17 protein-coding genes and 1 other RNA gene are annotated in these 19028 nt (G+C 68.6%); 13 read left to right on the top strand and 5 right to left on the bottom strand.

The window, feature by feature from the left end; all coding sequences use genetic code 11:
* Positions 1-5 precede the first annotated feature (5 nt).
* The 4 genes from ACSQ9A_RS15390 to ACSQ9A_RS15375 are packed head-to-tail and all read left to right on the top strand — an operon-like array spanning position 6 to position 7407.
* Positions 6-2555, top strand: coding sequence for a PD-(D/E)XK nuclease family protein (locus ACSQ9A_RS15390; RefSeq protein WP_436304239.1), 2550 nt, complete (start codon positions 6-8; stop codon positions 2553-2555).
* On the top strand, positions 2552-5806 hold the full coding sequence (locus ACSQ9A_RS15385) for a UvrD-helicase domain-containing protein (RefSeq protein WP_436304238.1): 3255 nt from the start codon (positions 2552-2554) through the stop codon (positions 5804-5806). Before ACSQ9A_RS15390 ends, ACSQ9A_RS15385 begins: the two co-directional genes overlap by 4 nt.
* Positions 5803-7065 carry a TIGR03862 family flavoprotein gene (locus ACSQ9A_RS15380; RefSeq protein ID WP_436304237.1) on the top strand — a complete coding sequence of 421 codons (1263 nt, stop codon included), beginning with the start codon at positions 5803-5805 and terminating at the stop codon, positions 7063-7065. Before ACSQ9A_RS15385 ends, ACSQ9A_RS15380 begins: the two co-directional genes overlap by 4 nt.
* Positions 7066-7125: 60 nt before the next feature.
* A complete protein-coding gene (locus tag ACSQ9A_RS15375) occupies positions 7126-7407 on the top strand; it encodes a hypothetical protein (protein ID WP_436290204.1) in 282 nt (93 codons plus the stop codon).
* A 27-nt stretch (positions 7408-7434) separates the two neighbouring features.
* Here ACSQ9A_RS15375 and ffs read toward each other — a convergent pair.
* An RNA gene (gene ffs, locus ACSQ9A_RS15370) (signal recognition particle sRNA small type) lies at positions 7435-7531 on the bottom strand.
* Positions 7532-7570: 39 nt separating this feature from the next.
* Positions 7571-8689 carry a M12 family metallopeptidase gene (locus ACSQ9A_RS15365; protein ID WP_436304236.1) on the bottom strand — a complete coding sequence of 373 codons (1119 nt, stop codon included), beginning with the start codon at positions 8687-8689 and terminating at the stop codon, positions 7571-7573.
* A gap of 115 nt (positions 8690-8804) precedes the next feature.
* On the opposite strand from ACSQ9A_RS15365, the gene dnaX reads away from it, so the two are divergent.
* The 7 genes from dnaX to ACSQ9A_RS15330 all read left to right on the top strand — a co-directional run bounded on the left by dnaX (position 8805) and on the right by ACSQ9A_RS15330 (position 14898).
* Positions 8805-10610 carry a DNA polymerase III subunit gamma/tau gene (gene dnaX / locus ACSQ9A_RS15360; RefSeq protein WP_436304235.1) on the top strand — a complete coding sequence of 602 codons (1806 nt, stop codon included), beginning with the start codon at positions 8805-8807 and terminating at the stop codon, positions 10608-10610.
* Between the two features lie 39 nt (positions 10611-10649).
* Positions 10650-10982, top strand: coding sequence for a YbaB/EbfC family nucleoid-associated protein (locus ACSQ9A_RS15355; RefSeq protein ID WP_012747441.1), 333 nt, complete (start codon positions 10650-10652; stop codon positions 10980-10982).
* A 6-nt stretch (positions 10983-10988) separates the two neighbouring features.
* On the top strand, positions 10989-11579 hold the full coding sequence (recR, locus tag ACSQ9A_RS15350; protein WP_093108868.1) for a recombination mediator RecR: 591 nt from the start codon (positions 10989-10991) through the stop codon (positions 11577-11579).
* A complete protein-coding gene (locus tag ACSQ9A_RS15345) occupies positions 11576-11968 on the top strand; it encodes an MAPEG family protein (RefSeq protein ID WP_436304234.1) in 393 nt (130 codons plus the stop codon). Before recR ends, ACSQ9A_RS15345 begins: the two co-directional genes overlap by 4 nt.
* 114 nt (positions 11969-12082) lie before the next feature.
* Complete coding sequence (locus ACSQ9A_RS15340) at positions 12083-13117, top strand: ABC transporter substrate-binding protein (RefSeq protein ID WP_436304233.1); 1035 nt, start codon at positions 12083-12085, stop codon at positions 13115-13117.
* A gap of 50 nt (positions 13118-13167) precedes the next feature.
* The gene (locus ACSQ9A_RS15335; protein ID WP_436304232.1) at positions 13168-14064 is read left to right on the top strand and encodes an ABC transporter ATP-binding protein; all 897 of its coding nucleotides are present in this window, start codon (positions 13168-13170) and stop codon (positions 14062-14064) included.
* Positions 14065-14898 (top strand): ABC transporter permease, encoded by an 834-nt coding sequence (locus tag ACSQ9A_RS15330; protein WP_093108864.1) that lies wholly within the window; start codon positions 14065-14067, stop codon positions 14896-14898. It abuts the gene before it with no gap.
* A 1-nt stretch (position 14899) separates the two neighbouring features.
* Here the strand turns inward: ACSQ9A_RS15330 and ACSQ9A_RS15325 are convergent, their stop codons facing one another.
* Together ACSQ9A_RS15325 and gloB are read right to left on the bottom strand one after the other, a co-directional pair.
* On the bottom strand, positions 14900-16489 hold the full coding sequence (locus ACSQ9A_RS15325) for a transglycosylase SLT domain-containing protein (RefSeq protein ID WP_436304231.1): 1590 nt from the start codon (positions 16487-16489) through the stop codon (positions 14900-14902).
* Positions 16486-17283: a hydroxyacylglutathione hydrolase gene (gloB, locus tag ACSQ9A_RS15320; protein WP_436304230.1), complete on the bottom strand. Its 798-nt coding sequence runs from the start codon at positions 17281-17283 to the stop codon at positions 16486-16488. Before gloB ends, ACSQ9A_RS15325 begins: the two co-directional genes overlap by 4 nt.
* Here gloB and ACSQ9A_RS15315 point away from each other — a divergent pair.
* Positions 17282-18070, top strand: coding sequence for a class I SAM-dependent methyltransferase (locus ACSQ9A_RS15315; protein ID WP_244503932.1), 789 nt, complete (start codon positions 17282-17284; stop codon positions 18068-18070). The two genes, gloB and ACSQ9A_RS15315, sit on opposite strands and share 2 nt — an antisense overlap.
* The gene (gene rnhA / locus ACSQ9A_RS15310) at positions 18067-18516 is read left to right on the top strand and encodes a ribonuclease HI (RefSeq protein WP_436290210.1); all 450 of its coding nucleotides are present in this window, start codon (positions 18067-18069) and stop codon (positions 18514-18516) included. Before ACSQ9A_RS15315 ends, rnhA begins: the two co-directional genes overlap by 4 nt.
* On the opposite strand, the gene ACSQ9A_RS15305 is transcribed toward rnhA, so the two are convergent.
* Complete coding sequence (locus ACSQ9A_RS15305; protein WP_436304229.1) at positions 18513-19016, bottom strand: Crp/Fnr family transcriptional regulator; 504 nt, start codon at positions 19014-19016, stop codon at positions 18513-18515. The two genes, rnhA and ACSQ9A_RS15305, sit on opposite strands and share 4 nt — an antisense overlap.
* Between the last annotated feature and the right edge of the window lie 12 nt (positions 19017-19028).

Here is a 19028-nt window from a genome sequence, read left to right as displayed (position 1 = left end):
ATCCGATGCAGTCCTCTGAGCGCCACCCCGCGCACGTGCTTTGGTGCGACCCGGCCGATGGCCTCGTCGGCCGGATCGCGCGCATGCTGGCCGAGCGCGGATTGCATGCCGCGCGCACCGTGGTGCTGGTGCCCTACGCGCAATTGATGCAGGTGGCGCGCGCCATGTGGGCCGCGTGCGGCACGCCGGGCTTCGCACCGCGCTTCGAGACCACGCGCAACTGGGCGCGCAGCGCCGGGGGCTTCGTGCCCGCCGTGGACGACATCGCCTTCGACATGGCGCGCGACCTGCTCACGGCGCAGTCGCTGCTGTCCCGCGCGGGCTTTGCGGCATCGCGCATCGCGCTGGCGGGCCGACTGGTCGAGATCGCGCTGCAGCTCGCGCCGCTGGCCGCGGCCGAACATCCGGACGAACGCGCGGCCTGGGCCCAGCGCGTGCGCGGCGCCATCGATGCCGGCAGGGGCTCGGAGTGGTTCGACATCGAGAGCGCGTTGAACGGCATCGCGCTCGCCTGGGCTGCCAGCTCCGGTTATGCGACCGACGTGCTGCTGGGCGGCGGCGCGCTGGCCCAGGTCGACCAGTTGATCGTGCTCGACGGCCTGCAAAGCGATCCGCTCACGAACAAGCTCGCGGCGCTGTTCGGCGAGTCTGTGCTGCACCTTCCGCTCGCGACGCTGGATGCGCCCGCATGCACCGCGGCTCTCCATCGCGCGGCCGACCCCGAAGACGAGGCCCAGCGCGCTGCGGCCTGCGTGCTGCGCCACCTGGCCGAGGGGCGCGCGCCCGTGGCGCTGGTAGCCACCGACCGTGCGCTCACGCGCCGCATCAGCGCCCAGCTGGCCGCGCAGGGGGTAGCGCCGCGCGATGAAACCGGCTGGAAGCTCTCGACCACGCGCGCGGCTGCCACCCTGATGAGCGCTCTGCGCGCCTGCGCCCACGATGCCTCCAGCGACCAGGTGCTCGATTGGCTCAAGAGCGCCAGCGTCCTCGACGGCCGTTCGGTCCGGGCGCTGGAGGCGCGTCTGCGCGATCGCGGCATGCGTGATTGGCACAGCTGGTGCGCCTTCGTTGCGGCGAGCGAGAAGCCGCAGGACCTGGGCCTGCTGCCTTTCACCAACGACGTCGAAGCCCAACGCGCGGCGCTGGCCCGCACCCGACCGCTTGCCGAATGGCTCGCCTCCACGCGCGCGCTGCTCGAAGCCGGCGGCCAGTGGGCCGCGCTGCATGGCGACGTGGTCGGCATCGAAGTCATCGCGGCGCTCTATCTGGATGCCGACGAAGGGGAGATTCGCGGTGCGCGCTGCACCCTGGCAGAGTTCACCGCCTGGGTGCGCGACGTGCTCGAAGCCGCCAGCGTGCGCCTGCCGTCCGACGCGGATTCGCCGCAGGTTGTGGTCCTGCCGTTGCACCAGTTGCTGGGCCGCGCCTTCGGTGCCGTCGTGGTGCCGGGTTGCGACGACCAGCGCCTGCCCGCGTCGCCCGAGCCGCCGGGCGACTGGAATCCGGCGCAGCGCCTCGCGCTCGCGCTGTCGTCGCGCGAAGCGCTGGAGGCCGCCCAGCGCGCCGCGTGGGCCATTGCATTGCGTGCGCCGTACTGCGATCTGCTGTGGCGGCAGTTCGATGCCAGCGGCGAACCCGTGCGCCCCAGCGCGCTCGTGCAGATGCTGCATCTCGACCAGTCGGCGGCCGACGCCGATGACCCGCGCACGCCGGTGCAAGTGGCCGCGCGACCGACACCGCGGCCGCAGCCGCACGGCGATGCGCTCGTGCCCGCCACGCTGTCGTCGACGGCTTACGAGGATCTGCGCCGCTGCCCCTACCGTTTCTTTGCGCTGCGCCAGCTCGGCCTGCGCAGCAGCGACGAACTCGATGCGGAAGTCGACAAGCGCGATTTCGGCAACTGGTTGCACGCAGTGCTGGGCCATTTCCATGAGGCCTTGAAAGAAGCGCCGACCGCCGAGCTGCCCGCCAGGCTCGCGCTGATGGCCCTCGCGGAGCAGGAGGCGACGCGCGAATTCGGCCTCTCGGAGGCCGAGTTCCTTCCTTTCGCCGCGGCCTGGCCTGCGGTGCGCGACGGCTACCTGGCCTGGCTGGCCGGGCACGAGGCCGGCGAAGGCGCCGTGTTCGTCGAGGCCGAGCCGTGGAAGGAGGTTCCGTTGGGCAGCGTGAAACTGGTCGGCCGCCTCGACCGCGTCGATGCCACGCCCGATGGGCGGGCCTTCGTGATCGACTACAAGACCGAGTCCGTCGACAAGACAAGGGATCGCGTCAAGGACCCGATCGAAGACACCCAGCTCGCCTTCTACGCCGCGCTCTTCCCCGACGACAGCCTGCGTGCCGCCTACGTCAACGTCGGCGAAAAAGCCTCCGGCACGCGCACCGTCGAGCAGACCGACGTGATCGCCGCGCGCGACGCGCTGGTGACCGGCGTGATGGACGACCTCGCACGCATCGGCCGCGGCGCCGCATTGCCCGCGCTCGGCGAAGGCACGGTCTGCGAACACTGCACGGCGCGCGGCCTGTGCCGCAAGGATTTCTGGGAGCTGGCGGGATGAGCATTGCCGCCTACGAACACAACGGCGCCCCCGTTGCGCGCGAACGTTTCTACGCGATCGCCTGCGACCCGCGCCGCTCGGTTGCGGTAGAGGCGTGCGCCGGCGCCGGCAAGACCTGGATGCTGGTATCGCGCATCCTGCGCGCCCTGCTAGAGGAAGGAGAGGGCGCCTGCGCGCCGCACGAGATCCTCGCGATCACCTTCACGAAGAAGGCGGCCGGCGAGATGCGCGAGCGGCTGGACCAATGGTTGGAGGCCTTTGCCGAATGTCCGCTGGAACAACTCGTGCCCGAGCTCGTGATGCGCGGCATGGACCGCGCGGCTGCCGAAGCCGGCGCACCGCGGCTCCAGGGGCTCTACCGCGAGCTGCTGTCGAGCGGCCGGCCGGTGCAGTTCCGCACCTTCCATGCCTGGTTCGCCGGCCTGTTGCGCAGCGCTCCGGTGGCGGTGCTCGAACGACTCCGGCTGCCGGCCAACTACCAGCTGCTCGAAGACGATGCCGAGGCGCGCGCGCGCGTTTGGCGCCCCTTCTTCTCGGCCGTGGCGGCGAACGCCGAGGCCTCCGCCGACTACCGCGCGCTGGTTGCGACGCACGGCCGTTCGCAGACCGCCAAGGCGCTCGACGATGCGCTCACGCGGCGCGTCGAATTCGCATTGGCCGACGCGCATCACGCGGTCGACGAGGCCGTGGTGCCGATGGGCGTGATGTATCCGGCGTTCGAGAGCACCGATTCGCCCGACGAGGTTCTGCTTCACGACCCGGCCTCTCGCAGCACACTGATGGCGGCTGCCCGCGCGCTGGGCCGCGCGAGCGCGCCGACCTTTTCGCAGAAGGGCGTCGAGCTCGAACAGGCGCTGACCGAGGGCCGCGCCGCAGGCGTGCTCTACACGCTGCTCACCCACAAGGGCGAACCGCGCAAGTTCAGCGAGAAGCTCGCGGGCCTGGCGGAGGTGCGTGCGGCGCAGGAGCGCGCGCTGCAGTACTGCGCCGCACGGGCCCAGCACGCCGCCTGGCTGTACCAGCAGCGCATGGCACGGCTGACGCGGCTTCTGATCCGCTGCTTTGCCGAGGTCAAGGCCGCGCACGGCTGGGTCGACATGAACGACGTCGAGCAGGCCGCTCATCTGCTGCTCGGCAACTCGGAACTCTGGGGCTGGGTGCAGGAGCGCCTCGATGCGCGCGTGCGTCATCTGCTCGTCGACGAATTCCAGGACACCAATCCGCTGCAGTGGCAGGCGCTCCATGGCTGGCTCGGCAGCTATGCGGGGGCCGGCGGGCGGCGTCCCGGCGTGTTCATCGTCGGCGATCCGAAGCAGAGCATCTACCGTTTTCGCCGCGCCGAGCCGCAGGTGTTCATCGCGGCCAAGCAGTTCGTCCAGCAGGGCCTCGGCGGCGATCTGCTCAACTGCGACCACACGCACCGCAATGCGCAGGCTGTGGTCGGCCTGGTCAACGCGGTGATGACGGACGCGCAGCAGGCCGGCGAGTTCGGCGGCTTCCGCGACCACACGACCGAATCGCGCGTGTCCGGCGTGGTGCGCAAGCTGCCGCCGATCGCGCGGGACGCGGTGGCTTCCGCCGATGAGGGCAACGGCCTCGACGAGCATGGCGCGCTGCAGTGGCGCGATAGCCTCGACACCCCGCGCGTGCTGCCGGAAGAGCGGCTGCTGCAGAAGGAATGCCAGCAGGCGGCCCGCTGGATCGCCGAGCGCATCGCGGGCGGGCTCGCACCCAGCAGCATCATGGTGCTGGCGCGCCGCCGCAGCCGGCTGGCCGTGCTGCAGGACGAACTGCGCAAGCTGCACATCGCGGTGCAGCAGCCCGAGAAGAACGAGCTCAACGACGCGCCCGAGGTGCAGGACATGGTGGCGTTGCTCGATGCGCTGGTCTCTCCGGACCACGACCTCTCGCTCGCACGCGCGCTGAAATCGCCGCTGTGGAGCATCGACGACGACGCCTTGGTGCAGCTGGCGCTGCGCCAGCGCGCCCGGCCCGCGAGCTGGTTCGAGCTGCTTCAGGCGCCCGACCTGCCCGAGCCGCTGGCCGGCATCGGTCCGCGCCTGCGGCAATGGCAGCAGTGGCTGGCCGCATTGCCGCCGCACGATGCGCTGAGCGCGATCTACCACGATGCCGACGTGCTGGCCAGGTTCGCAGCTGCTGCACCGGCCGCATTGCGCGCCGGGGTGCTGAGCAATCTGCGCGGCCTGGTGGCTGCATCGCTCGAACTCGACGGCGCGCGCTTCGCGACGCCCTATGCGCTGGTGCGCGCGCTGCGCGCCGGCGGTTTGCGTGCACCGTCGATCGCTGCGGCCGATGCGGTGCAGCTTCTCACGGTCCATGGCGCCAAGGGGCTTGAAGCCGAGCTCGTGCTGCTGCTCGACACCGACGCGGCCAGCCAGCGCGCGCAGACCATGGGCGTGCTCGTGAAATGGCCGGGCCATGCCGCGGCGCCCGAGCGCTTCGTGTTCGTCGCAAGCGAAAAGAATCCGCCGGCCTGCAGCGTGGACGACCTTGCAGAAGAGCAGGCTGCCCGGCACCGCGAGGAGATCAACGCGCTCTACGTGGCGACCACGCGGGCGCGAACCGAGCTCGCGCTGTCGGCCGTGACGGCAGCGCGGCCGAATGCCCAGAGCTGGTGGGCGCGCCTGGAGTCACGTTGCGAGCCGATCGCCGACGTGTCGGGCGCAGTGCCCGTCGCTGCTCCGCGCGCGCCCGCCAGTTTCGGCATGCTGAAGCTGCCTGCGCTGCCAACTGCAATGGCCGAGCGCACGCCATCCATCGAGCCCATGGTGCCGGCCGCCGACACGCGCGCCTCGGCGTTCGGCCAGGCCATGCACCGCCTGCTCGAATGGTCCCAGCCCGGCGCGCCGCTGCCGTCGGCGCATGTGCGCGCCGCGGGCCGCGAGTTCGGACTCGACGCCGCCGCTGCGCGTGCTGCGGCCACGATGGCGCAACGCATTCGTTCGGGCGCGGGCGCCTGGGCCTGGGACCCCGCGGCGCTCGACTGGCATGGCAACGAAATCACGCTGATCCACGGCGGGGAAACGCTGCGCATTGATCGCCTGGTGCAGCATCGCGAAAGCGGCACCTGGTGGGTGCTCGATTACAAATCCGCTGCCCGCCCGGAGCACGACGCTGCGCTGATCGCGCAGCTGCAGCGCTACCGCGAAGCGGTGCAGGGCGCCTATCCCGGCGAGACCGTGCGTGCGGCCTTCCTCACCGGGCAGGGCGAACTGGTGACCCTCGAATGACGCAAGAAGAAAAGAAGGTCGCCGTCGTCGGTGGCGGCCCGGCCGGGCTGATGGCGGCCGAAGTGCTGAGCGCGCAGGGCGTGGAAGTGCATCTCTACGACGCCATGCCCTCGGTCGGACGCAAGTTCCTGCTTGCGGGGCGCGGCGGCCTGAACCTCACGCACTCCGAGCCCTTCGACAGTTTTGCCGGCCGCTTCGGCGAGCGCCGCGCGCAGATCGAGCCGCTGCTGCGCAGCTTCGGCCCCGAACAGCTGCGCGAATGGGTCCACGGGCTGGGCATCGAAACCTTCGTCGGTACCTCGGGGCGCGTGTTTCCCACCGACATGAAGGCCGCGCCCTTGCTGCGCGCGTGGATGCATCGCCTGCGCGCGGCCGGCGTGCGTTTCCACATGCGCCATCGCTGGCTGGGCTGGCCCGACGCGGCGTCGCCGTCGACCGCGCTGCGCTTCGCGACGCCAGCCGGCGAGGTCGAGGTGCAGGCCGATGCCGTGGTGCTGGCGCTCGGTGGTGCCAGCTGGTCTCGACTCGGCTCCGACGGCGCCTGGGTGCCGTGGATCAGCGAGCGCGGCGTGGCGGTGGCGCCGCTCGCGCCGGCCAATTGCGGCTTCGATGCCGTCTGGACCGCGCATTTCGCCGAGCGCTTTGCCGGCATGCCGTTCAAGTCGGTCGCGATCGCCTTCACCGATGCCCGCGGCCGCCGCTTTGCGCGCAAGGGCGAATTCGTCGCGACCGCCACCGGCGTCGAAGGCAGCCTGGTTTACGCGGCCTGCGCGTTGCTGCGCGACGAGATCGCAGCGCAGGGCAGCGCCACCTTGCTGCTCGACCTACTGCCCGATCGCAGTGCCGAGCAGGTGCGCACCGCCGTGCTGCATCCGCGCGGAGCGCGTTCGCTCGCCAGCCATCTGAAGAGCCGGCTCGGTCTCGAGGGCATCAAGACCGGTGTGCTCCACGAAGTGCTCACGCGCGAGCAGATGCATTCGCCCGAGAAGCTGGCCGAGACGATCAAGGCGGTGCCGCTTCGTCTGCTTGCGACCAGACCGATCGATGAAGCGATCAGCACGGCGGGCGGCGTGCGCTTCGACGCGCTCGATGCCCACCTGATGGGCAGCGCGCTCCCCGGCGTGTTCTTCGCGGGCGAGATGCTCGACTGGGAAGCGCCGACCGGCGGCTACCTGCTCACTGCCTCGATGGCCAGCGGCGTGACGGCGGCGCGCGGCGTGATGTCGTACCGGAATACGAAACTGAACACTTCCGATTGACGTGCATTTGTTTGCAGGGCCGCGGACAATGCCACGCTCCTTGAACCTGACAAAAAGAACATGTACCCGCAGGTCGACATTCAAAAAATCAGAGAGAGATATTTCAACTACAGCGTGAGCATCGGCAAGTCCGACAAGCGTTATGCCCGGCAGGGCCTGCGGTCGATCGCGGAATGCCTGCACGATGCGGCGACCGCGCTGGGTCACCACTTCCCGATTGCGGCCCTCAGCTACGAGGGGCGCGCGCTGGGCTGCTATCACGTCGCGAACATGGAGCACAAGACGGTGGCGCTCGCCGACACGCTTCTTGCCAAGCTCGCGCGGGCGGAAACCGCCGCCTGAGGGCGATGCGGTTTCCTTGGATGTGAGGTTGACGAGCCTTACCCCCGGCACTGACTACGCAGTTAGGGCTGCTTGGTTCCCCACCTGACCCGGTTGGCCACTTCACCATGCGGGGAGGCCCGTCAACCGAGGATTGTAGGCCAGGGCCCGTTACCCCCATGAATCACCAAACCATCAGCGAAGTCTCGAGCGCTGCGTCGGCGTAGTAGAGACGCACGCCGACCAGGTAGTGGCGGCCCTTCTGCAGGCGCATGCTGACGCGCGCATTGAGGTCGGTGCCGCTGTCGTCGTTGCCGGCGATCTGCACGTTGCCGGCCGGCGTGACCTCGAACAGCACCAGCACCGTGTCGGAGGTGCCGAAGGTGCCGATGCTGTAGGTGCGCGTGCGAGTCGGTACGAGTTCGAAGTTGCGGGTTTCGCCGGCCTTGAGTTTGAGCAGTTGCGAGAGCCCGACCTTGAGTGCCGACACCGCCGGGGCCCTGACGCCGGGGTAGGTCTCCACCACCCAGGCCTTGTCGTCATAGGACAAGCCGCCCTTGGGCACGAGCCCGGCCTGGTACTGCGCCGGCGCATCGATGAGCCCGGGCTCGAACTGGTATTCCATGACCGAGTCCGGATCCCAGGTCGTGCCCTTGACCTCGGCCTGCGGGATCTTGCGCAGGATGTTCCACTCGATCTGCGACTCCTGCCAGAAGTTCGGCGGGCCCTGGAAATAGTCGATCACTGCCTGGCGGTTCCAGGTGATGCCGGCATGGGGGTTCTGATGTTCATGCTCGAGACCGAGCGTGTGGCCGATTTCGTGCAGCGCCGTGTCCTGGCCATAGGGGGTGGTGAGCGGCCAGCCGAAATTCATCGTGCGCTGCAGCGGGTCGCGAATGCCGAGCACATCGCGGCCGACGTAGGACCAGGAGCCGTCCTGCGCATCGAAGCCGATGCGCACCGTCGCGTCTTCCGGCGCCTCGACGCGCCGAAAGGCGATGCCGATGCCAAGCTTGGCCCAGGCCTCGAAGGACTCCTCGACCACCCCCGTGTCCTCGTTGCTGCCCTGCCATGCGGCGGGCACTGCGTCGCCGCGTTTGAAACAGTAGTAGGTGAGTTGCGTGCCGTTCACCCATTTCTTGCTCGAAGCGATGATGGCGGAGGCGCGGCCCGCGGAGACGCTGCTGTCGAACTGCCGCGGCGCCTGCACCGGCTGGACGCAGTAGCGGCGAAGCCCGGCATCGCCGGACTGTGCTTTCCTGGCCGCGGCAGTGCGCGCGGCCTTGTGGGTCGCAGTGTGCATGTCGGTCTCCTCGAAGGGCCGTTTCATGCTATGCGCGGAACCGCGAAAATCTATAAGTAAAAAGGCCTATGCCTGGTCGGGCGGAGGCCTCCGGTGGGGCCCCTAAAATGCGTCGATGGCCTATCTCGTGCTCGCTCGCAAACACCGCCCCAAGACTTTCAGCGAGATGGTGGGCCAGGAACATGTCGTTCAGGCGCTCGAAAACGCGCTGACCTCGCAGCGGCTGCACCACGCCTATTTGTTCACCGGCACTCGCGGCGTCGGCAAGACCACCGTTTCGCGCATCCTGGCCAAATCGCTCAACTGCCAGGGCCCGGACGGGCAGGGTGGCATCACCGCCACGCCCTGCGGCGTATGCCAGGCCTGCAAGGACATCGACACCGGCCGCTTCGTCGACTACACCGAGCTCGACGCGGCCTCGAACCGGGGCGTCGACGAGGTCCAGGCCCTGCTGGAGCAGGCGGTCTACAAGCCGGTGCAGGGACGCTTCAAGGTCTTCATGATCGACGAGGTGCACATGCTCACCGGCCATGCGTTCAACGCGATGCTGAAAACGCTGGAAGAGCCGCCGGAATACCTCAAGTTCGTGCTGGCCACCACCGACCCGCAGAAGGTGCCGGTCACCGTGCTGTCGCGCTGCCTGCAGTTCAACCTGCGGCCGATGGCGCCCGAAACCGTGTTCGAGCATCTCACGCGCGTGCTGCAGACCGAGACCGTGCCGGCCGAACCGCATGCGCTGCGCCTGATCGCGCGCGCCGCCCGCGGCTCGATGCGCGACGCGCTTTCGCTGACCGATCAGGCCATCGCTTTCGGCAACGGCGAACTGCTGGAGACCGGCGTGCGCCAGATGCTTGGCAGCGTCGACCGCGGCCACGTGTTCCGCCTGATCGAGGCGCTGGCGCAGGGCGACGGCAAGACGGTGGTCGACACCGCCGAGGCGCTGCGCCGCGACGGCATGTCGGCCGCGTCCACGCTCGAAGAAATGACCGCCGTGCTGCAGGCCATGGCCGTGCTGCAGGCCGTGCCTTCGCGCGCAGAAAGCAACGATGCGACGGATCCCGACGCGGCCGAGACCGCGCGCCTGGCGGCATTGATGCCCGCCGACGAAACGCAGCTGCTCTACAGCCTCTGCCTGCACGGCCGCGGCGAACTGGGCCTGGCGCCCGATGAGTACGCAGCGCTCACGATGGTGTTGCTGCGGCTCCTGGCCTTCAAGCCCACCGGCGCGGCCGGCGCGGAAAAAAAAACTCTGAATGAAGCGCCGCGCGCCGCGGCGCCCGCGCCTCGCGCGCCGCCCGTCGAGGCGGTACGCCCTGCGGTGGCTGCGGTCGTGGCGACTGCCGGCCCTGTCGCGCCGCCCGGCCAGCGGCTGCCGGTGCGGGACGAACCCTCGCTCTCTGCAACGGCTGCCTCCAGGCCGGCGGCCGCTGCCGATCCGGCACCTGCGGCGAAGGTCATGGCCATGCAGGTGCGGGTGCAGCCGCCGCCCGGCGCACGCGAAGCACCGCGCGAAAGCGAATCGGCGCCGATCGTGCCCAGCGAGGAGGGCGACTTCTGGCATGCGACCGTGACGCAGATGGTCGCGGCCGAGGCGATCACCGCGCTTGCGCGCGAACTCGCGCTGCAGTCGCAGCTGGTGGCGCGCGATGTCGACCAGTGGCTGCTGCGCGTCGAGCGCGAATCGCTCAACCAGACGAGCAGCCGGGAGAAGCTGCAGGCTGCGCTCGCGGCGCTGGGTCACAGCGTGAAAATCGCGATCGAGATCGGCGCCGTGGTCGACAGCCCCGCACGCCGCAACAAGCAGGCGGCCGACGAGCGCCAGCGCGTGGCCGAGGAAGCGATCCGCAACGACCCCGAGATTCAGTCGATGATGCGCGACTGGGACGCGAGAATCGTCCCGGGTACGCTCAAGCCCGCCTGAAGCTTTCTTTTTTTCATCCAACTTTCGACAGGACCAACGATGTTCAACAAAGGACAACTGGCCGGCCTCATGAAGCAGGCGCAGGCAATGCAGGACAACCTCAAGAAGGCGCAGGAAGAACTGGCCACCATCGAGGTCGAGGGCGAATCGGGCGCAGGGCTGGTGAAGGTCGTGATGACCTGCAAGCACGACGTCAAGCGCATCACCATCGACCCGAGCCTGCTGGCCGACGACAAGGACATGCTCGAAGACCTGGTGGCCGCGGCCTTCAATGCCGCGGTCCGCAAGGCCGAGGAGACCAGCGAGCAGAAGATGGGCAAGCTCACGGCCGGCATGCCGGGCCTGCCCCCCGGCATGAAGCTGCCCTTCTAGGATTGAATGGCCGATTCCAGTTCGCTCGAGGCGCTGGTCGAAGCGTTGCGCCGCCTGCCCGGCGTCGGCGCCAAGTCGGCTTCGCGCATGGCCTTTCACATGCTGCAGCACGACCGCGAGGGCACGCAACTGCTCGCGCGCGCCCTGCAGCAGGCGGCCACCCATGTGCGTCATTGCGAACGCTGCAACACCTTCACCGAGGCGCCGGTCTGCAGCGTGTGCCTCGACACGCGCCGCGATGCCAGCAAGCTGTGCGTGGTGGAGACGCCGGCCGACCAGGCCGCACTCGAGCGCACGGGCGCGTTTCGCGGCTATTACTTCGTGCTGATGGGCAAGCTCAGTCCGCTCGACGGTATCGGGCCGAAGGACATCGGCCTGGCGCGGCTGTTCGAGCGCGCGCTCGACGGTACGGTGAGCGAGGTGATCCTCGCCACCAACTTCACCGCCGAGGGCGAGGCCACGGCGCACGTGATCGGCGAAGAGCTCAGGCAACGCGGCCTGACGGTGACGAGGCTCGCGCGCGGCGTGCCGGCCGGCAGCGAACTCGAGTACGTCGACCTCGGCACCATCGCCCACGCGCTGGTCGACAGGAGATGAACCCACCCTCGTTGACGCTGGCGTACTGGTGCTTGCTGGTCGCGGTGGCCTTGCCCTATGCCGCGGCCTACATCGCCAAGATCGGGAGCTTCAGGCGGCGCGACAACGAGACGCCGCGCGAATGGGCCGCGCGCCAGAGCGGCTGGCGCGCGCGCGCCATGGGCGCGCAGTCCAACAGCTTCGAGGGCCTTCCCTTTTTCATCGGCGCGGTGATCATCGCCCATCAACTCGGTGCGGCGCGGGCGCAGTTGGACCTGCTGGCTATCGCCTATGTGATGCTGCGCATCGCCTATATCGCGCTCTACATCGCAGGCATCGGTACGGCGCGCAGTGCGGTCTGGGCACTCGCGTTTCTGGTCAACATCGCGATCGTGTTCGCCGGCCGCTAGCGGCTTCGTGTTTACGTGAAAACCCGCACGGGGATGTTCCCGATGCAGGCGCTGGGGGGCGCCCCTAAGCTCGATTCGATTCCGAAAGAAACCAAAAGGCCGCGGGTTCACTTCATGCTCAATCGCCGTACCTTCACCGCCGCCGCCACTCTGGGTGCTGCCTCCATCGCGACGCCGCTGGTCCACGCGCAGGCCAAGCTGGAAAAGTCGAAGATCTCCATCGCCGTCGGCGGCAAGGCCGCCTTCTACTACCTCCCGCTCACCATCTCCGAACAGCTCGGCTACTTCAAGGCCGAAGGCCTCGATGTCGAGATTTCCGATTTCGCCGGCGGCGCGCGTGCGCTGCAGGCGGTGGTGGGCGGCTCGGCCGATGTGTGCTCGGGTGCCTACGAACACACCATTAACCTGCAGGCGAAGAACCAGTTCTTCCAGTCCTTCGTGCTGCAGGGCCGCGCGCCGCAGATCGCGATCGGCGTGTCGACCAAGAACATGGCGAACTACATGACCATCGCCGACCTCAAGGGCAAGAAGATCGGTGTCTCGGCGCCTGGCTCGTCCACCAACATGGTGGCCAACCTCGTGCTGTCGCGCGGCGGTCTGAAGGCCAGCGACGTGAGCTTCATCGGCGTGGGCGTCGCGGCCGGCGCGCTGACGGCGCTGCGCTCCGGCCAGATCGACGCCATCAGCAACACCGACCCGGTGATGACGATGCTCGAACAGAAGGGCGACGTGAAGATCATCAGCGACACGCGCACGCTGAAGGGAACGCAGGAGGTCTTCGGCGGCCCGATGCCGGCCGGCTGCCTCTATGCGCCGACGGAATTCATCCAGAAGCATCCCAACACCTGCCAGGCGCTCGCCAATGCCATCGTGCACGGGCTCAAGTGGCTGCAGACCGCGGGGCCGGGCGACATCATCAAGACCGTGCCCGAAACCTACCTGCTCGGCGATCGCGCGCTGTACTTGGCGTCGTTCGACAAGGTGCGCGAGGCCATCGCCATAGACGGACTGATACCGGCCGAGGGGCCGAAGACCGCGCTCGGTGCCATCGCAAGCTTCGACCCGACCGTGAAGGCCGACAAGATCGACCTCGCGAAGACATACACCAACGATTTTGCGCGGCGCGCGAAGGACAGGTTCAAAGCCTGACCCGAGCGTTCTGCAACCCGGCTTCGGCCGGGTTTTTTTGTTTCCACCCCATGTCCAGCTACGCGCTCGAACTCCTCGACATCAGCTGCACCTTCCGCTCGAAGGACGAGCACGGCCAGCGCTACACCGCTGTCGCCGGCACGACGCTGCGCGTCCGTGAGGGCGAGTTCGTCTCGGTGGTCGGTCCCACGGGTTGCGGCAAGTCGACCTTGCTCAACGTCGGTGCGGGCCTGCTCGAACCGTCCTCGGGCACGATCAAGGTGTTCGGCCAGCCGCTCGCGGGCATCAATGCGCGGGCCGGCTACATGTTCCAGACCGAGGCGCTCATGCCGTGGCGCAGCACGCTTGCCAACGTGATGGTGGGCCTGCAGTACCGCGGCGTGCCGGATGCGGAGGCGAGGGCGCAGGCCGAGCAATGGCTCACTCGGGTCGGCCTCACCGGCTTCGGCGATCGCTATCCGCACCAGCTCTCCGGCGGCATGCGCAAGCGCACGGCGCTCGCGCAGGTGCTGGCGCTGGACCCGGACATCATCCTGATGGACGAACCCTTCAGCGCGCTCGACGTCCAGACGCGGCAGCTGATGGAGAACGAGGTGCTCGAGCTCTGGGCCGCCCCGAGCGCCGGGCGCCGGGCCACCCCAAGGCCGGTGCTCACCCCCTCGGGGGGTGGGCGCGAAGCGCCCGAGGGCCCACAAGGACGAAAAGCGGTGCTCTTCATCACCCACGACCTCGATGAAGCGATCGCGATGAGCGACCGCGTGGTGGTGCTCTCGGCCGGGCCGGCCACGCACCCGATCGGCGAGTTCGCGATCGACCTTCCGCGCCCGCGCGACGTGGCCGAGGTGCGCACCCATCCGCGCTTCGTCGAACTGCACACCCAGATCTGGAACGTGCTGCGCGACGAGGTGCTCAAGGGCTATGCGCAGCAACTGAGGAAGGCGGCCTGAATGAGTTTCAGGCCCCATGAAGGCAATGCGCGCTTCTGGCAGATGGCGCTGCTGATCGTGCTGCTGCTGCTATGGCACCTGCTCTCGCGCGACCAGCAGTTCGCTTTCTTCCTCGGCGAACCGATCAAGGTCGCGGGCCGGGTGTGGAGCTGGTTCCTGCCTTTCGCCGTGCCGCCGAACCTGCTGTTTCCCGACGGGCTGCCGGGCAATGCCGACATCTACCGGCACCTCGGCACCACGCTGCTCGAGACCGTGCTGGCCTTCGGTATCGGCACGCTGCTGGGGCTGGCCTGCGGGCTCTGGCTGGCGCTGGCGCCGACCGCAAGCCTGATCCTCGACCCCTACATCAAGGCCGCGAACTCGATGCCGCGCGTGATCCTGGCGCCGATCTTCGCGCTGTGGTTCGGCCTGGGCATCTGGAGCAAGGTGGCGCTCGCGGTCACGCTGGTGTTCTTCATCGTGTTCTTCAACGTCTACCAGGGCGTGCGCGAAGTGAGCCCGGTGGTGCTGGCCAACGCGCGCATGCTGGGCGCCAACCAGCGGCAGCTGCTGCGCACGGTGTACCTGCCGAGCGCGACCAGCTGGGTGTTCTCAAGCCTGCACACCTCGGTGGGGCTGGCTTTCGTCGGTGCGGTGGTGGGCGAGTACCTGGGTTCGGCGCGCGGCGTCGGCTACCTGATCCTGCAGGCCGAAGGCACTTTCGACGTCAACACCGTCTTCGCCGGCATCGTGGTGTTGACGGCGTTCGCGCTGGCGCTCGACGGCATCGTCGGCATCATCGAAACGCGCCTCATGAAATGGCAGCCGCGCAGCGGCGAGACCGAGAAGCTCTGACTCAGCGCTTCTTCTTCGAAGGCGCGCCGCCGCGCTTCTCGCGCACGATCTTGGGCGAAGAAGCCGTCTTCGCCGCGGGCGCGGCCTTGCCGGCACTGGTCTTGACCACGCCGCCGCCGCGTTTGCTGGTCACGATCACCGTGCTGGAGCGGGCGCCCCGGCCCACGCGTTCGGCGGCCGCGGCCTTCACCGGCAGGTAGACCACGACCTGGACGCCGCGCTGGAAGGCGTGGCTGGTCTTCACGTCGTTCCATTCGGCGACGCTGGCCGGGCTGAGGCGGTAGCGGCGCGCGATGCTTGCGACGCTGTCGCTGCGTCCGGCCTTCACGAGCGTGCGGCGCGTGACGATCTCGGGCTGGAAGCTCAGGTGGCCGGTGTCGGCCACCGCTGCATTGACGTCTTCCTGGACGCGCGCGCCGCGCGGCACGATCAGCGTCGAGCCGACCTTGATGAGCATGCGCGGCGGCACGCTGTTGATCGCGCGCAGGTCGGACTCGCTCATGCCGGCGCGCTGGGCGGCATCGGCCACCGTCATCGTCGAGGGCACGGTCCAGGCGGTCCAGCTCGCGTACTGCCCCTGGGTGTAGGCCTCGAAGTTGCGCTGGAACACGGCGGCGTTGTCCCAGGGCAGCAGGATCTCCGGCGTGCCGGCGGCCAGCAGCAACGGCTTGTGCGCGGAGGGGTTGAGCGCGCGGAAGTCCTCGATCTTCACGTCGGCGAGCTTGGCCGCCAGGGCCACATCGAGGTCGCGCTTGAGCGTGACGGTCTGGAAGTAAGGGTGGTTGGCGATCAGCGGCAGGTCGGCGTTGAAGCGCTCCGGGTTGGCGACGATGTTCTTGACCGCCTGCAGCTTCGGCACGTAGAGCCGGGTCTCGGCCGGCATCGACAGGTCGGTGTAGCCGGTGGGCAGGCCGGCGCGCTTGTTCTTGGCGATGGCGCGGCCGACGCTGCCTTCGCCCCAGTTGTAGGCCGCGAGCGCCAGATGCCAGTCGCCGAACATGCCGTAGAGCTTCTGCAGGTAGTCGAGCGCCGCACGGGTGGAGGCGAGCACGTCGCGCCGGTCGTCGCGGAAGATGTTCTGCTTCAGGTCGAAGTCGGTGCCGGTGGCGGGCATGAACTGCCACATGCCTGCGGCCTTGGCGCTGGAGATCGCTTGCGGGTTGAAGGCGCTTTCGATGTAGGGCAGCAGCGCGAGCTCGGTCGGCATGTCGCGGCGTTCCAGCTCTTCGACGATGTGGAAGATGTAGCGGCTCGAGCGCTCGGTCATGCGCTGCATGTAGTCGGGCCGGGTCGCATACCACTGCTCGCGGTCCGTGACCAGGTCACCCTGCAGGTCCGGCATCTTGAAGCCGCGGCGGATACGTTCCCACATGTCGGCCGGCGGCGAGAGCGTGACGACGGAGCGCGACTTGGTGTCGCCCGAGGTGATGGGCGTGAGCGGTCCGCCGGGATAAACCGGCGCCGCCGCGGGGGCGCTGGAAGCAGTGGGCGAGGCAGGGGAAGCGGAAGAGGAGGAACTCGTGCCGGTGGTGCTCGCGCAGCCTGCGAGAAACAGGGAGCCTGCGAGGCAGGCAGCAACGATAAATTTCATCGGAAGTCGTTTTTCCATTGGCGCAGTGCGGCGAACACGTCGGCTTCCGCGGCTTGCGCGGAGAGGCCGGCATGAGCGTGGACCGCTCGGAGGACAGTGGCTTCGCGGCTGCGAAGAAAGGGATTGACCAGGCGCTCGGTGGCGAGCTGCGAGGGCAGCGTCGGTTCACCGCGTGCGCGCAATGCCTCGCAATGCGCGGTGTACTGAGTCAGATCGGCGTTGCCGGGTTCCACGGTCTGCGCGAATCGAAGGTTAGCAAGTGTGTATTCGTGGCCGCAGCACACGCGGGTGTTGCCGGGCAGCGCGGCCAGCGCGTCGAGCGAGGCCAGCATCTGCGCGGCCGTGCCTTCGAACAGGCGGCCGCAGCCGGCGGAGAACAGCGTGTCGCCGCAGAAGAGCAAGGGCGCGAGCTCGCCGGCGACTGCGTTGTGCGCATCGGCCGGCATGAAGAAGGCGATGTGGCCGGCGGTGTGGCCCGGGATGTCGATCACTTCGAAGCGAAGGCCCAGCACCTCGGCACCGTCGCCTTGCGAGAGTCGCGTGAAGGGCTCGGGAATCGTCTCGCGCGCCGGACCGAAGACCTGCGCGCCGGTGGCCGCGTGCAGCGCTGCGACGCCGCCGGTGTGATCGGGGTGGTGGTGCGTGACTAGAATCGCGGCCAGCTGCAGATTGCCGCGCGCCAGTGCTTCGAACACCGGCGCGGCATCCCCCGGGTCCACCACGATCGCGTTGCGACCGTCCTGCAGCATCCAGATGTAGTTGTCGGCGAAGGCGGGCAGCGGAACGAGGGTCATGAGCGGTCAAATTATAGGTTTGCATGATTGGTTCGCGACCGCCCCCGGCCGCTACCTGCTGGCCTGGGAGCAGGCCCAGTTCGACCAGGCCGTGGCCGATGTGTTCGGCTACCACGCGCTGCAGCTGGGGCTGGCCGAGGTCGCCGGGCTGCGCGCCAACCGCATGCCGCATCGCTGGCTGGCGCTGGACGATCCCGCGCTGGCGGCGCAGAGCGCGCTGGTCACCGACTTCACGGCGCTGCCTTTTTCGGCCAACAGCCTCGATCTGGTCGTGTTGCCGCATGCGCTCGAACTCAGCCACGACCCTCATGCGACGCTGCGCGAGGTCGAGCGCGTGCTGGTGCCCGAAGGCCGCGTCGTCATCTGCGGTCTCAATCCGGCCAGCCTCTGGGGCATGCGGCAGCGCCGCGCGCATCTTTACCGGCGCCTCGGCTTCGGCGAGCTGTTCCTGCCCGAGTCCGGCGACTTCATCGGCTATCGGCGCATGCGCGACTGGCTGCGCTTGCTGAGCTTCGAGGTCGAGTCGGGCAACTTCGGCATCTACCGCCCGGCGGTGCGCAGCGAGGCCTGGCTGGAGCGCTGCCGCTGGTTCGACACGGCCGGCGAGCGCTGGTGGCCGATCTTCGGCGCGGTCTATTTTCTGGTCGCGGTCAAGCGGGTGCGCGGCATGCGGGTCTTGAGCGCCGACTGGCGGCGCGCGGCCCAGCGCGCCAGCGCGCCGGTGCCGATCGCGGGCAAGGTGCATCGCGACGCAGTCACCGATCACAACGAGGAAGTCTTTTTTTGAACGAAGTACAGATCTACACCGACGGCGCCTGCAAGGGCAATCCCGGTCCCGGCGGCTGGGGCGCATGGCTCAAGTCGGGTGCTACCGAGAAGGAACTCTTCGGCGGCGAGCTCAACACCACCAACAACCGCATGGAACTCAAGGCCGTGATCGAAGGCCTGCGCGCGCTCAAGCGCCCCTGCAAGGTCGTGCTCTACCTCGACAGCCAGTACGTGCGCATGGGCATCACCGAATGGATCCGCGGCTGGAAGGCCAAGGGCTGGCGCACCTCGACCAACCAGCCGGTGAAGAACGTCGAACTCTGGCAGGAGTTGGACAAGCTGGTGGCGGAGGGCGGCCACCAGATCGAGTGGCGCTGGGTCAAGGGGCACTCGGGCGACCCGGGCAACGAGCGCGCCGACATGCTGGCCAACAAGGGCGTGGAGCGGGCGCTGGGGCGGATCTAGAGAGGGCCGGGCAGGGTGTTGATGCGCTCGGGCTCGTCCAGTGCTTCGCCCATCCGCGCCCGGAACAGCAGCTCGTCGGTGATGCGCAGGCGACGGCTGAGCTCGCGGCCGATGTTCATCTGGATCAACGCGAATTGCTCCGCATCGTGCTCGAACAGGCGCAGCAGATTGTCCGGTGTGATCCGGATCGCGCTGCAGTCCTCGTCGGCGCGCACCGAAGCGCTGCGAGGGAACAGATCGAGGAGCGCCATCTCGCCGAAGCAGTCGCCCTGGCCGAGGCGGCGCAGCAGCAGCTGACGGCCCTGCCAGCTTTTCGAGATCGTCACGCGGCCGCTTTCGAGCACGTACATGCCGTCGGCCAGATCGCCCTCGCGGCAGAAGAAGTCGCCGGCGGCGACCCGGATCACGGGCGCGGGCTCCAGCAGGAATTCGATGGCCTCCGCGCCGATGGCGCCGAAGATCGGCATCTGCTGCATCAATTCGATTCGCGCTGCGAGCATGCGCATCTCCCG

It is taken from the genome of Variovorax sp. LjRoot290 (assembly GCF_964253985.1).
GTDB lineage: Bacteria > Pseudomonadota > Gammaproteobacteria > Burkholderiales > Burkholderiaceae_C > Variovorax.
This window is presented reverse-complemented; position numbering and strand designations above follow the sequence as displayed.

Bases quoted from the DNA above. Each gene is read 5' to 3' on its own strand.
- gloB (WP_436304230.1), bottom strand. From the start codon at position 17,283: ATGACCCTCGTTCCGCTGCCCGCCTTCGCCGACAACTACATCTGGATG.
- ACSQ9A_RS15340 (WP_436304233.1), top strand. From the start codon at position 12,083: ATGCTCAATCGCCGTACCTTCACCGCCGCCGCCACTCTGGGTGCTGCC.
- ACSQ9A_RS15330 (WP_093108864.1), top strand. From the start codon at position 14,065: ATGAGTTTCAGGCCCCATGAAGGCAATGCGCGCTTCTGGCAGATGGCG.
- ACSQ9A_RS15375 (WP_436290204.1), top strand. From the start codon at position 7,126: ATGTACCCGCAGGTCGACATTCAAAAAATCAGAGAGAGATATTTCAAC.
- ACSQ9A_RS15345 (WP_436304234.1), top strand. From the start codon at position 11,576: ATGAACCCACCCTCGTTGACGCTGGCGTACTGGTGCTTGCTGGTCGCG.
- ACSQ9A_RS15390 (WP_436304239.1), top strand. From the start codon at position 6: ATGCAGTCCTCTGAGCGCCACCCCGCGCACGTGCTTTGGTGCGACCCG.
- ACSQ9A_RS15305 (WP_436304229.1), bottom strand. From the start codon at position 19,016: ATGCTCGCAGCGCGAATCGAATTGATGCAGCAGATGCCGATCTTCGGC.
- ACSQ9A_RS15315 (WP_244503932.1), top strand. From the start codon at position 17,282: ATGAGCGGTCAAATTATAGGTTTGCATGATTGGTTCGCGACCGCCCCC.
- ACSQ9A_RS15385 (WP_436304238.1), top strand. From the start codon at position 2,552: ATGAGCATTGCCGCCTACGAACACAACGGCGCCCCCGTTGCGCGCGAA.
- ACSQ9A_RS15365 (WP_436304236.1), bottom strand. From the start codon at position 8,689: ATGCACACTGCGACCCACAAGGCCGCGCGCACTGCCGCGGCCAGGAAA.
- recR (WP_093108868.1), top strand. From the start codon at position 10,989: ATGGCCGATTCCAGTTCGCTCGAGGCGCTGGTCGAAGCGTTGCGCCGC.
- ACSQ9A_RS15335 (WP_436304232.1), top strand. From the start codon at position 13,168: ATGTCCAGCTACGCGCTCGAACTCCTCGACATCAGCTGCACCTTCCGC.
- dnaX (WP_436304235.1), top strand. From the start codon at position 8,805: ATGGCCTATCTCGTGCTCGCTCGCAAACACCGCCCCAAGACTTTCAGC.
- ACSQ9A_RS15355 (WP_012747441.1), top strand. From the start codon at position 10,650: ATGTTCAACAAAGGACAACTGGCCGGCCTCATGAAGCAGGCGCAGGCA.
- ACSQ9A_RS15325 (WP_436304231.1), bottom strand. From the start codon at position 16,489: ATGAAATTTATCGTTGCTGCCTGCCTCGCAGGCTCCCTGTTTCTCGCA.
- ACSQ9A_RS15380 (WP_436304237.1), top strand. From the start codon at position 5,803: ATGACGCAAGAAGAAAAGAAGGTCGCCGTCGTCGGTGGCGGCCCGGCC.